The 11950-nt window shown below is 71.5% G+C and carries 14 protein-coding genes; 9 read left to right on the top strand and 5 right to left on the bottom strand.

From position 1 onward, the window contains the following. Positions 1 to 13 precede the first annotated feature (13 nt). The gene (locus tag LADH09A_RS14740; protein ID WP_238645677.1) at positions 14 to 349 is read right to left on the bottom strand and encodes an STAS domain-containing protein; all 336 of its coding nucleotides are present in this window, start codon (positions 347 to 349) and stop codon (positions 14 to 16) included. A 178-nt stretch (positions 350 to 527) separates the two neighbouring features. Here LADH09A_RS14740 and hemL point away from each other — a divergent pair, with 178 nt between their 5' ends. The 6 genes from hemL to ccsB are packed head-to-tail and all read left to right on the top strand — an operon-like array spanning position 528 to position 6522. Next, the gene (gene hemL / locus LADH09A_RS14745; protein ID WP_238645678.1) at positions 528 to 1865 is read left to right on the top strand and encodes a glutamate-1-semialdehyde 2,1-aminomutase; all 1338 of its coding nucleotides are present in this window, start codon (positions 528 to 530) and stop codon (positions 1863 to 1865) included. Next, positions 1865 to 2518, top strand: coding sequence for a histidine phosphatase family protein (locus LADH09A_RS14750; protein WP_238645693.1), 654 nt, complete (start codon positions 1865 to 1867; stop codon positions 2516 to 2518). Before hemL ends, LADH09A_RS14750 begins: the two co-directional genes overlap by 1 nt. Next, positions 2518 to 3087 carry a TlpA family protein disulfide reductase gene (locus LADH09A_RS14755; protein ID WP_238645679.1) on the top strand — a complete coding sequence of 190 codons (570 nt, stop codon included), beginning with the start codon at positions 2518 to 2520 and terminating at the stop codon, positions 3085 to 3087. The genes LADH09A_RS14750 and LADH09A_RS14755 overlap by 1 nt, the downstream gene beginning before the upstream one ends. Continuing rightward, positions 3087 to 3905 carry a cytochrome c biogenesis CcdA family protein gene (locus tag LADH09A_RS14760; protein WP_238645680.1) on the top strand — a complete coding sequence of 273 codons (819 nt, stop codon included), beginning with the start codon at positions 3087 to 3089 and terminating at the stop codon, positions 3903 to 3905. Before LADH09A_RS14755 ends, LADH09A_RS14760 begins: the two co-directional genes overlap by 1 nt. Beyond that, on the top strand, positions 3905 to 5548 hold the full coding sequence (gene resB, locus LADH09A_RS14765; RefSeq protein WP_238645681.1) for a cytochrome c biogenesis protein ResB: 1644 nt from the start codon (positions 3905 to 3907) through the stop codon (positions 5546 to 5548). Before LADH09A_RS14760 ends, resB begins: the two co-directional genes overlap by 1 nt. Beyond that, positions 5548 to 6522 carry a c-type cytochrome biogenesis protein CcsB gene (gene ccsB, locus LADH09A_RS14770; RefSeq protein WP_238645683.1) on the top strand — a complete coding sequence of 325 codons (975 nt, stop codon included), beginning with the start codon at positions 5548 to 5550 and terminating at the stop codon, positions 6520 to 6522. Before resB ends, ccsB begins: the two co-directional genes overlap by 1 nt. Before the next feature lie 70 nt (positions 6523 to 6592). Here ccsB and LADH09A_RS14775 read toward each other — a convergent pair whose 3' ends face one another. After that, the gene (locus LADH09A_RS14775; RefSeq protein ID WP_238645685.1) at positions 6593 to 7945 is read right to left on the bottom strand and encodes a hypothetical protein; all 1353 of its coding nucleotides are present in this window, start codon (positions 7943 to 7945) and stop codon (positions 6593 to 6595) included. A gap of 485 nt (positions 7946 to 8430) precedes the next feature. On the opposite strand from LADH09A_RS14775, the gene LADH09A_RS14780 reads away from it, so the two are divergent. Both LADH09A_RS14780 and LADH09A_RS14785 read left to right on the top strand, forming a co-directional pair. After that, positions 8431 to 9237: a helix-turn-helix domain-containing protein gene (locus LADH09A_RS14780; RefSeq protein ID WP_238645687.1), complete on the top strand. Its 807-nt coding sequence runs from the start codon at positions 8431 to 8433 to the stop codon at positions 9235 to 9237. Continuing rightward, on the top strand, positions 9228 to 9416 hold the full coding sequence (locus LADH09A_RS14785; RefSeq protein WP_238645689.1) for a DUF397 domain-containing protein: 189 nt from the start codon (positions 9228 to 9230) through the stop codon (positions 9414 to 9416). The genes LADH09A_RS14780 and LADH09A_RS14785 overlap by 10 nt, the downstream gene beginning before the upstream one ends. 210 nt (positions 9417 to 9626) lie before the next feature. Here the strand turns inward: LADH09A_RS14785 and LADH09A_RS14790 are convergent, their stop codons facing one another. Continuing rightward, positions 9627 to 10103, bottom strand: coding sequence for a MarR family winged helix-turn-helix transcriptional regulator (locus LADH09A_RS14790; RefSeq protein WP_238645690.1), 477 nt, complete (start codon positions 10101 to 10103; stop codon positions 9627 to 9629). A 96-nt stretch (positions 10104 to 10199) separates the two neighbouring features. Between LADH09A_RS14790 and LADH09A_RS14795 the strand changes: the two genes are divergently transcribed. After that, positions 10200 to 10754, top strand: coding sequence for a carboxymuconolactone decarboxylase family protein (locus LADH09A_RS14795; RefSeq protein WP_238645691.1), 555 nt, complete (start codon positions 10200 to 10202; stop codon positions 10752 to 10754). A 36-nt stretch (positions 10755 to 10790) separates the two neighbouring features. Here the strand turns inward: LADH09A_RS14795 and LADH09A_RS14800 are convergent, their stop codons facing one another. Both LADH09A_RS14800 and LADH09A_RS14805 read right to left on the bottom strand, forming a co-directional pair. Next, a complete protein-coding gene (locus tag LADH09A_RS14800) occupies positions 10791 to 11666 on the bottom strand; it encodes an alpha/beta fold hydrolase (RefSeq protein WP_238645692.1) in 876 nt (291 codons plus the stop codon). After that, complete coding sequence (locus tag LADH09A_RS14805) at positions 11600 to 11863, bottom strand: ATP-binding cassette domain-containing protein (RefSeq protein WP_238645694.1); 264 nt, start codon at positions 11861 to 11863, stop codon at positions 11600 to 11602. The genes LADH09A_RS14800 and LADH09A_RS14805 overlap by 67 nt, the downstream gene beginning before the upstream one ends. Positions 11864 to 11950 lie beyond the last annotated feature (87 nt).

Consider the following 11950-nt stretch of genomic DNA (forward strand, 5'->3'; position numbering starts at 1 on the left):
GGTGCGGGGCGGGTCAGCCGGTGGGCAGGTCGTTGCGGATCATCAGGGCGCTGCGGAGGCCGGTGATGTCCAGGACGCGGATGAGGAAGTCGCCCACGTGGGTCAGCATCAGCAGGCTCTGCGCGTGGCTGGCCTTGCGGCTGAGCACGACGAGGGTGCCCAGGCCCTGCGAGTCGCAGAAGGTCACGCCGCCGAGGTCGAGGACGATCTTCGGCGGCGGGTCGGCCAGCACCTCGTTGACCACGGTCGAGAGCTGCGCGGCCGTGAGCATGTCGATCTCACCGGCCAGGCGAAGCACAGCTTCGTCGCCCGTCCGGTGTAGCGTGATGGACAGTTCGGCACGATCCACCCGGTCAGCCTAGCGCGATCCGACCGGTCCGGCCTGTCGAGGCCGCGAGCCGTCGCTGTCCAGGCCGAGCCCCCCGCACGTCGACGTCGCTGGCGGGTGCCGGCCACGGGTGAGCCTGGTAACCCCGGCGCGGGGTGGCTGCTGGTGGGCCGTTCGCCGCTGACACAATGGCGGCATCGTGACCGACATCTTTCCCGCCGGTTCCGGCCGCTACCCAGCCGAAGCGCCGGCCTCCGAGGCCCTGTTCGACCGCGCCCGCGCCATCGTGCCGGGCGGGGTCAACTCCCCCGTGCGTGCCTTCCAGGCGGTCGGCGGCACCCCGCGTTTCATGGTTCGTGGCGAGGGCCCGTGGCTGTACGACGCCGACGGCCGCCGCTATGTCGACCTGGTCTGCTCCTGGGGTCCGTTGATCCTCGGGCACGCCCACCCGGAGGTGGTGGACGCCGTGCAGGCAGCCGCCGCCCGGGGCACCAGCTTCGGCACCCCCACTCCGGGTGAGGTGGAGCTTGCCACCGAGCTGGTCGACCGCACCCCGATGGAGCAGGTCCGCCTGGTCAACTCGGGCACCGAGGCCACCATGTCGGCGATCCGGCTGGCTCGGGGCTTCACCGGCCGCTCCAAAATCATCAAGTTCGCGGGTTGCTACCACGGGCATGTCGACGCCCTGCTCGCCGCCGCCGGATCCGGCGTGGCCACCCTGGGCCTGCCCGACTCGCCCGGCGTGACCGGTGCGGCGGCCAGCGAGACGATCGTGCTGCCGTACAACGACATCCGGGCCGTCGAGGAGGCCTTCGCCGCCGAGGGCCCGCACATCGCCGCGGTGATCACCGAGGCGGCAGCCGGCAACATGGGTGTGGTCGCCCCCCGCGACGGCTTCAACCAGCAGCTCGCCCGCATCGCGCACGCCCACGGTGCCCTGCTCGTGGTCGACGAGGTGATGACCGGGTTCCGGGTGTCCCGCGCCGGGTGGCACGGCCTCGACGCCTCGGACGCCGACCTGTGGACGTACGGCAAGGTCATGGGTGGTGGCCTGCCCGCCGCCGCCTTCGGCGGGCGTGCGGACATCATGGCGCGACTCGCCCCGGCCGGCCCGGTCTACCAGGCCGGCACGCTCTCCGGTAACCCGCTGGCCTGCGCCGCCGGCCTGGCCACGCTGCGACTCGCCGACGAGGCGCTCTACCGCAAGCTCGACGACACGGCCGCCGTCGTGGGCAAGCTGGCGTCCGACGCGCTGGCCGCCGCCGGGGTCCCACACCGACTGTCGTACGCGGGCAGCATGTTCTCCATCTTCTTCACGGACGCCGACGTGATCGACTACGACAGCGCCCGCACCCAGCAGGTGCCGGCGTTCAAGGCGTTCTTCCACGCGATGCTCGCCGCCGGCGTCTACCTGCCGCCGAGCGCGTTCGAGTCATGGTTCGTGTCGGCGGCGATCGACGACGTCGCTCTGGAGCACATCGCCAGCGCGCTGCCGACGGCGGCGAACGCGGCGGCAGCGGCTGGTCACGGGGGGTAATAACCTTGAGCAAGACGGTGGTCCACGTGCTGCGGCACGGCGAGGTGTACAACCCCGACCAGATTCTCTACGGTCGGCTGCCCGGTTTCCGCCTCTCCGAGCTGGGCGTGCAGATGGCCAAGGCCGCCGCGCAGGGCCTGGCCGAGCGGGAGATCGTGCACGTGGTGGCCAGCCCGCTGGAACGCGCCCAGCAGACCGCCGAGCCCATCGCGGCCCAGTTCGGGCTGCCGGTCGGGGTGGACGAGCGGCTGATCGAGAGCGCCAACTGGTTCGAGGGCAAGAAGGTGTCGCCGGGCGACGGATCGTTCCGTGACCCGCGTAACTGGTGGGTGCTGCGCGACCCGGTGACCCCGTCCTGGGGCGAGGCGTACCGGGTGATCGCCGAGCGGATGTTCGCCGCCGTGCAGGCCGCCCGGGTCGCCGCCGAGGGACGCGAGGCGGTGCTGGTGTCGCACCAGCTCCCGATCTGGACTCTGCGCCGCTACGTTGAGCGCAAGCGGCTCTGGCACGACCCGCGCAAGCGGCAGTGTGGGCTGGCCAGCCTCACCTCGTTCCACTTCGACGACGCGAAGGTGGTCGGCATCGGCTACAGCGAGCCGGCCGCGCACCTGATCGCTCTCTCCGCGACCGCCCGGACGGCCAAGGGGGCCTGATGAACGCCCGGAGGTGGACCGCCGGTCTGCTCGCCGCCGTCGCCGCGGTGGCGCTGGTCGGCTGCACGTCGTCGAAGGGGCAGGAGAAGACCTGCACGACCACCACCGACGGGATCTTCGAGTGCGCACCGGACCAGCGCTCCGCGCCTCCGAAGGTCGCCGGTGAGCTGCTGCTCGGCGGCACCTACGACGTCAGCCAGGCTCGCGGGCAGGTGGTCGTGGTCAACTTCTGGGGTTCCTGGTGCGCGCCGTGCCGCGCCGAGGCGGACGACCTGGAAGCCGTCTACCAGGCCACCAAGGGTTCCGGGGTGACGTTCCTCGGCATCAACGTGCAGGATTCGCGGGACAAGGCGAAGGCGTTCGAGAAGGGCCGGGTCACCTATCCGAGCCTGTTCGACCCGTCGAGCAAGACGGCACTCGCGCTGGACATCCCGCCGAACAGCGTGCCGGCGACGCTGGTGCTCGACCGGGACGGCCGGATCGCCGCGGTGATCCGGGCCGCCGTCAAGCAGGAGGGCCTGCAACCGATCGTCGAGCGGATCGCGGCCGAGAAACCGGCGCCCAACTGATGGGCGAGACCTTCCGGGAGTTGGCCCTGAGCGGGCCGCTGCTGCTTGCCATCGGCGCGGCAGCGCTCGCCGGCCTGGTCAGCTTCCTCTCCCCGTGCGTGCTCCCACTCGTACCCGGCTACCTCTCGTACGTCACCGGCCTGGCCGGTGCCGACCTGGAGGGCCGGCGGCCAGGGTCGGATCCCGCGCCGGCCACCGGGGGTGTCGCGGTCAAGGAGCGGGTCGCGCGGGTCGGTGCCGTGAAGGGCCGGGTGCTCGCGGGCACGCTGCTCTTCATCGCCGGCTTCACCGTCGTCTTCGTCGCCACGGCGATCCTGTTCGCCGGCATCGGCAAGGTCTTCTTCGAGTACGAGCGGCAGCTCGAAATCGTCGTCGGCGCGTTGATCATCGTGCTCGGCTTCGGCTATCTCGGGATGATCCCCGCCCTGCAACGGGAGTTCCGGATCTCCCGGCTGCCGTCGGCCGGGCTGCTGGGCGCACCGGTCTTCGGCGCGGTCTTCGCACTCAGTTGGGTGCCCTGCACGGGCCCCACCCTCGGCGCGGTCATGGGCATGGCCACCGCCTCCGGGCAGAGCGACCGCGCCGTGGTGCTCGCCGTGGCGTACTGCCTCGGGTTGGGGATACCGTTCATCGTCTTCGGGCTGGGCTTCCAACGCCTGCTCGGGGTCTTCCGCGCCGTCCGGCGCAACAGCCGCTGGGTCACCCGGGTCGGCGGCGCTCTGCTCATCCTGATCGGCCTGGCGCTGGTCACCGGCGGATGGCAGAGCTTCGTGATCTGGTTGCAGACCACCGTCGGGGTGGGCGAGGTGAGCATCTGATGACGGTCGTCGACGACCGGCCGGAAACCGTGGCGCCAGCGCCACGGCGTCGGCCGAACCGGCTGCTGGCGCTGCTGCGCAACTCGTGGCGGCAGCTGACCAGCATGCGTACGGCGCTGATCCTGCTCTTCCTGCTCGCGGTCGCGGCCATCCCCGGCTCGGTGCTGCCGCAGCGCGGGATCAGCCCGGAGAAGGTCAACGAGTACTTCGTCGACCACCCGGACTGGGCTCCCCGACTGGACCGGATCGGCGCGTTCGAGGTCTTCGGCTCGGTCTGGTTCTCCGCGATCTACCTGCTGCTGTTCACCTCCCTGATCGGCTGCATCACGCCCCGACTGCGCGACCACATCCGGGCGTTGCGGTCCCGGCCGCCGGCCGCGCCGAAGCGGATGGCGCGGCTGCCGCAGCACACCGTGCTGCCCGCCCCGCCTGGTGGTGCGGTGGCGATCGCCGAGGTGCTGCGCAAGCGCCGCTGGCGGGTGGAGGTGCGTGGCGACGAGGTCTCCGCCGAGAAGGGGTACCTCAAGGAGACCGGCAACCTGCTGTTCCACACGTCGCTGATCGCGGTGCTGATCAGCGTCGCCCTCGGCTCGTGGTACGGCTGGAGCGGCAACCGACTGCTGGTGGCGGGCGCGGACAACTCGTTCTGCAACACCCGGCAGCAGTACGCCGAGGCGAAGCTCGGCCCCCAGGTGGACAGCGCGGACCTGCCCCGCTTCTGCCTGCGGCTGGACGACTTCCAGGCCCGCTTCCTGCCGTCCGGTCAGCCGGAGTTCTTCAATGCCACGGTCACCGTCGACGGCCCGGACGAGCCGACCCGCAGCGCCGACTTCTCGGTGAACTCGCCGCTGCGCCTCGGCGACGCGAGCGTCTACCTGCTCGGCCACGGGTACGCCCCGGTGATCCGCTACACCGACCGTTTCGGCAACAGCCAGGTCAGCGACGAACCGTTCCTGACCACCGGCGACATGGGGCTGACGAGTGAGGGCCTGGCCGCCTTCCCGGACGCGAACGTCGACCCGGCCACCGGCCAGCGCGCCCCGAACGAGCAGATGGCGTTCACCGGCATCTACCTGCCCACCGCACCCGAGCAGGCACCGTTCGTCCGCTCGGAGTACCCGACGGAGCGCAACCCAGCGCTGAACCTGGTCGCCTACCGGGGCAACCTCGGCCTGGACGCCGGCATCCCCGGCTCGGTCTACCAGCTCGACCAGCGGCAGGTGCGGGCCGGCAAGGTCCAGGAGGTCGGCACCAAGCTGCTCCGCAAGGGCGAGACCTGGAAGCTGGACGACGGCACCACCGTCGAGTTCCTGGGCACCGAGCGGTACGTGACGCTCTCCATCCGACACGACCCCGGGGCGACGCCACTGCTGATCAGCTGCGGCTTCCTGCTGGTCGGCCTGATGGGCTCGCTGTTCGGGCGGCGCCGTCGGGTCTTCTTCCGGGTGGTGCCGGCCGACCCGGCGGAAGGATCTCCGACGGACGGTAGTAGCTTGGTGGAGGCCGGTGGGTTGCCGCGCGCCGACTATCCAGGGTTCGCCGACGAGTTCGCCCAGCTCATCGCCGCGGTCAACGGCGACGAACGGGCCAGCGCGGGCGCTGACTCCAGTGACCGGGCCGGCGTGCGAGAAGGAGCCGAGTGATGTCCGCACTCTCCGACAATCTGGTGACCTTCGCGATCCTGGCGTACCTGATCGCGATGATCGGTCACGCCGTGGAGTACGCGTTGGGCAACGCGCGTACCCGGGTCGCCGCTGCGGCGCCGGTGCGCGAGCTGGTGGGTGCCGGCGGCGGTGTCGTTCCGACGCCACCGTCCGCGCCCGTACCGTCGTCGGCTGCGGCCGACCGCTCCGCGCGGCGTGCCCGACTCGCGGGCCTGATCGGAGTGGGTGCCACCGCTGTCGCCGCGCTGCTGCACCTCGCGGCGCTGGTCACCCGGGGGCTCGCGGCCGACCGGATGCCGTGGGGCAACATGTACGAGTTCGTGCTCACGGTGACGTTCATCGGGGTCGCCGCCTGGCTGGTGGTGCTCTGGAAGCGGCCGTCGCTGCGCAAGCTCGGGCTGTTCCTCACGCTGGTGATGGTGCTGCTGGTCGCCACCGCCGAGCTGGTGCTGTACGTGCCGATCGTGCCGCTGGTGCCGGCACTGAACTCGTACTGGTTCGTCATCCACGTCTCGACCATCGTGTTCGCGTCCGGCATCTTCCTGCTCGGTGCGGTGCCGGCGGTCGGCTTCCTGATGCGCAACGGCTACGAGCAGGGCAAGCGGAGCTTCCCGTACACCCTGGCCAAGCGGTTGCCCGGCGCGGTCAGTCTGGAGCGGTTGACCTTCGCGCTGCACGCCTTCGCCTTCCCGATCTTCACCTTCGCGGTGATTGCCGGTGCCATCTGGGCCGAGGCCGCCTGGGGTCGGCCGTGGGGTTGGGACCCGAAGGAGACCTGGGCGTTCATCTCCTGGGTCGTGTACGCCGGTTACCTGCACGCTCGGGCCACGCCCAGCGTCAAGCGCAACGTGGCCACCTGGCTCGCGGTGCTCGGCTTCCTCACCATGCTGATGAACCTGTTCGGCGTGAACATCTTCTTCACCGGCCTGCACTCGTACGGCGGGCTGGACTGACCCGGACAACGGTGTGCGGGCCGGCCACGGATTCGTCCGTGACCGGCCCGCACTGTTCTACGTGCCTCGGTCAGCTCACCGTGACCGGGGCGACGTCGTTGCCCGGGTTGTCGTCCACCCGGGGAAAGCGATTGGACACCCTGACCTCCCCGGCGGCCCCGCCGAGGCTGTCGATTCGTAGGTCGAAGGTGACCGTCCTGCTGGCCCCGGCAGGAAATACCGAACCCACGGCACCGCAGTTCCAGACCTCCGGGATCACTTCGCCGTCCTCCTCACCACCGCGCGACCCGCAGTCCAGCGGGTGGGCCAGCACGGTGACCCCGGCGGGTGGGGTGAAGGAGAAGTAGCCGACCGTGTCGCCGGAGATCGTGCCGTCGGGCACGCCCGGGCCCTCGTTATGCAGGCCCACGGTGACCTGGACGGTGTCGCCGACAGCGCCGGTCACGGCCGCGCCCTGGGCGACGATGTCGAACGCCCCCGGCACCGCGCGCAGGTAGGTCTCCCCGCCGGCGCCGTCCACCCCGATCGGAATCACGCCGAGCGGGGTGCCGACCGGCCGCAGCCGCAGTGCCTGGTCGGCGTCGCGGCTTTTGAGTTTGACACCGCTCGGGAGTGGCCCGGCGCTGGCCAGCGGCTCCACGAACTGGGTGATCCGCTTGTCGCCGAGAGTGGCCGGGCCGACCGTCGTGGTCAGCTTCTGTCGCAGCTCGTGGCGTTGGCCGGGCGCGAACGTGCCCCGCACGGTGCAGACCACCACCGTGCCGAGCGACTGGTCGGTGCCGTAGCGGCAGTTGCGGTAGCTGGCCGGGACCAGGCCCACCGGGAAGCGCATGGTGAGCCGCAGGTCAACGGTCGGCTGGTCGCCGGCGTTGACCACGGTCACCGGGACGGCGAGGCTGTCGCCCACGTCGAGGCCGGAAACGTACTCGCCGACCATGTCGAGCAGGTCGGGCCCGGACCGCACGGTGACCGTCGCCTGCCGGGGGTACGCGTCGGTCTGCTCACCGAGCCCCGTGTAGTCGATGGTGCCGGTCGCTCCGTCGACAGCGCCAGGGACGGCTCGGAACACCACCGGCACGGTGCCGGTGAGCGTGCCGTACTCCTCGACGGCCGTCGGTGGCATCGGGCAGGTGACCGACGTGCCCTCGGTGACACAGAAGTCGGGGAAGGTCGCGGTGGCGACGCCGGCCAGACCGGTCAGGTCGAGGGTCACCCGGGGCTGGGTGGCCCCGGTGCTGCTCAGGGTCAGCGGCACCGTCCGGCCGGGGGTGCCGGCCACGCCGAGCGTCAGGTCGTTCAACGAGCCGTCGACCCAACCCGGGTCGTCCTCGGCCGAGGCGGGCGTCGTCGCCACACCGATCAGCGCCGTCGCGACGACCAGCGTGGTCAGCCCGCGCAGGAGCCTGTCACGCGAAACGCGCACAGATGTCAACCGATCTCCTTGGTGAAGGGTGAGCCGGTCGGATAGCCGAGGTTGGATCGCCCCCGGCCCGAGCGGCACCCCTGATCCTAGAGATCACCCGTGACAGTTTTCGATCAGTCGATCTGCCCTGAACGCCGTGAGTCACGGTGATCCACTCGGGTTTCAGGAAACCGGGCTGTCCCAGGCCACAGGAAACCGCGCCTTCAGGAAAGTCGGGTGGATCATGCGGGGTGCGGGGTGCGGGTGCGGGGCGCACGGGGCGCGGGGCGCACGGGGCGCGGGGCGCGGCGCACGGGGGTGCGGCGCACGGGGCGCGGGGCGCGGCGCACGGGGGGACGGCGCACGGGGCGCGGGGCGCGGTTAGCCCTCATCGCCCTTCGCGTTACCCCGATATCCGCGTCGGGTGCTGACGCAGCGTCGCTATTTCGCTACCTTGCGGCAGACGGGTCGATGTGGCCCCTCACCGGCGGCGGAAGGCGGGCGTGATGACCACAGTGGTGTCCACGGCGGCACTGATCCGGGAGCAGCTGCGGCGGTCGCGGCTCGCGGCCGGGCTGACCCAGGAGGAGTACGGCAAACGGGCGCACTACTCGCCGTCCATGGTGTCGGCGGTCGAGCTGGGGCAGACGGCGCCCAACCTCGCCTACCTGACCCGGGCCGACGAGGTGCTCGACACCGGCGGCCTGCTGGTCTCGCTGCGCGAACTGGGCCGGCGCGACGGCGAGCCGGTCTGGTTCCGCCCCTGGCTGGAGGTCGAGCGGGTCGCCACCCAGTTGCGTTGTTTCGGCGCGACGATGGTTCCGGGGCTGTTGCAGACCGCCGACTACGCCCGTGCGGTGTTCCGGCTCGACCTGGGGTTGACCGCCGACCGGGTCGAGGAGTTGGTGGCGGCCCGGCTGGAACGGCAGGCGATCCTCGACCGGGAGCACCCGCCACAGCTCACCGCAGTGATCGACGAGGCCGCGCTCCAGCGCTTCGCGGAGGGCTGCGCCGGTGTGCTGGCCGAGCAGCTCCGGCACCTGGTGGCGTGCGCCCGCCGCCCGCACATCAGGGTGCACGTGCTGCCGCAGAAGGTGGGGCTGCACGCCGGTCTCTTCGGGCCGTTCATCCTCGGTCGCACCGCCGACGGCAGCTGGCTCGGCTTCCTCGACAGCCAGACCGGTGGCACCGCCGTGGACGACATCAACGAGGTGGCGACCCTGCTCGGAAGGTGGGAGAGTCTGCGCAGCGACGCGCTGCCCCGGCAGCAGTCCATCGACCTGCTCGAGGAGATCGTGAAGCCATGGATCTGACCGGAGCCCGCTGGCGCAAGTCCACCCGGAGCGGCAATGACGCTGGCGCCTGTGTGGAGGTCGCCGACAACCTGCCCGGCCTGGTGCACGTCCGCGATTCCAAGGACCGCGACGGTGGCCTGCTGACCTTCACCCCGGCCGCGTGGCGGGCCTTCGTTGAGCTGACCCGCAGCCCCTGACCGTCCGCTCAGCGCGGCTCCACCGCCTCGTTGAGCGCCGCTCCACCGCCTCGTTGAGCGCGGCTCCACCGCCTCCTCAGCGCGGCTCCACCGCCTCGTTGAGCGCGGCTCCACCGCCTCGCTCAGCGCGCCTCCACCGCTGGCGCATCACGGTCGGTCACGACCCCGGGGAGATCCCGGGCTGCGCCAGGCGTTCGTCACCCGGCGCGGTCAGCCACCGAACCAGCCCGGCATGTCGAGACGGAACCAGTTGGCCGAGGCCATCGTTCCGAGGTCGTCCTCCAGGGCGGTGACCCGGTCCGGGCCGAGGGTGTCGGCCCACCGTGCGCGCAGCCGGTCGAAGATCTCGGCCGAGCGGCGTAGCCCGTCGGCGCCGCGCGGTGTCACCCGGACCAGCCGGCGTCGGGCGTCGGAGGGATCGTCGGCCCGCTCCAGGTAGCCGACGGCGACCAGCCGGTCGACCGTCTTGCCGGCGGCCTGTTTGGAGATGCCCAACTTCTGGCCCAGCTCGCTGGCGGTGGTGCCGTCCGCCCCGACGGCCTGGAGCACGAACCCGTGCAGCGGCCGCAGCTCTGGGTGCCCCTCCCGGGCCAGTTCGGCGTGCAGGTCGTCGATCAGCGTCCGGAAGCCCGCCAACAGCAGCAGCGGCAGGTGGAATCCGGGGCGCGCGGGATCAGCGGTTGCCACGTTCGACAACCTCGTTTACTATTTCGTCAACCACGTTGACTACCTTACGGGATGCGCACCGCACCTCCCGAGGGGCGCTGTCGAAAGCAGGTAACCGTGTCCGTCTTCACCGAGCACAACGCCGAAACCGCACCCGCCGCCGCCCGTCGGGCCATCGAGGGGGTGCAGGGCCGCTTCGGATGGCTACCGACCCCGGTGGCGCTGATGGCCGAGTCACCACAACTGCTCGCCGGCTTCCTGAGCGCCAACGCGGGGTTCGAGCAGACCGATCTCGCGCCGCTGGAGCGGGAGGTGGTCGTCCTCGCCGTCGCCACCACCAACGAGTGCCACGTCTGCGTCGCACTGCACACCGGCACGCTCACCCGACTCGGCGCGACCCCCGAGCTGATCGCCGCACTCCGTTGCGGCGCCGCGCTGCCCGAACCACGACTGGAGGCGCTGCGCCGGTTCACGCTGGCCGTGCTGGAGCACCGGGGCGCGGTGCCCGACAGTGAGCTGGACGACCTCCTGGCCGCCGGTTACCAGCCCCGGCACGCGCTGGACGTGGTGCTGGGCGTCGGTGCGTACACGATCTCGACCTTCGCCAACCGGCTCACCCGCGCGCCGCTCGACCCGCCCCTGGCCGCGTACGCCTGGACGCCCGCGGCCTGACCGGGGACATGTGCGGGGGCAGCGGCAGGTCGCTGGTCAGGCCGCTTCGAGAAAGTCGCGCAGCAGGGCGAGCATCTCGTCCGGGCGCTCCTCGTACAGCCAGTGCCCGCAGTCCTCGATCACCTCACCGCGGACCGTGTCGGCGTACCGGCGAACCTGCTCGGCGATCTGCCCGCCGAGGCTGGCCGCCGCGCCGACGGCCAGCACCGGCATCCCCAGCTTCGTGGCCCGGTACGCGGCGTTGTCGGCGATGTCCTGATCGAACGCCCGGAAGTAGGCGAAGCTGGCCCGCAGGTGCGCCGGGTCGCGAAGGTGGCTGGCGAACTCCTCGATGTCGGGCGCGGCGATGCTGCCCTTGCGCACCATCAGGGCGTCGGTGAACCGGTCCACCCAGAGCGACTCCCGCCCGCGGACCAGCTCCTCCGGAAGCCCGTTGCCGATCGAGAAGTAGCCGAAGTTCCACACTCCCGGCCCGGCCGAGGTGAGCGCGGGGAACGTGTAGATGCTCTCGTCGGGGATCGGTGCCTCGGTGAGCGCCAGTCGGCTCACCCGCTGCGGATGGGCGGCGGCGTACGCGTACGCGACCATGGTCCCCAGGTCGTGCCCGACCAGCCTGAGGTCACTGACCAGGCCGAGCTGGTCGAGCAGCCCGTGCAGGTCAGCGGCGACCGTCTTCTTGTCGTACCCGCCGGCCGGGGCGTCGCTGCCCCCGAAACCACGCAGGTCGGGCGCGACCACGTCGAAGGAGCGACCCAACTCGGGCAGCAGGTGCCGCCACATGTGCCAGCACTGCGGGTACCCGTGCAGCAGGACCAGCGGTGGGCCGCTGCCGCCACGGACGTAGTTCATGGAGATCTCGCCGACCCGCGCCCGTTGCTCGGTGAAACCCTTCGGAACCCGCTCCGCGCCCATCGCCGCCTCCATCCGCCCGCCGCCGTCCTGCGCCCACCTTGCCGGCTACGCGGCCGCCCGGTGACGCCGATCTGCCGCCGGCTCGCCGGGTCGCGGGGGTCGCCACCGAAAAGCTCGACCCGCCCCGAGCTGGGCCGGCGCAGGCCGACCAGCAGGTTCATCAGAGTGCTCTTGCCGGAGCCGTTCGGCCCGAGCAGGCCGACCCGCGCACCGGCGGCGACTTCGAGGTCGACGCGGTCGAGGGCGAGGGCGCGCCCCTAACGGCGGGTGGAGTGGGCGGGGGG

Origin of the sequence: Micromonospora cabrerizensis (assembly GCF_022230955.1) — a bacterium.
GTDB classification, from domain to species: Bacteria; Actinomycetota; Actinomycetes; order Mycobacteriales; family Micromonosporaceae; genus Micromonospora; species Micromonospora cabrerizensis.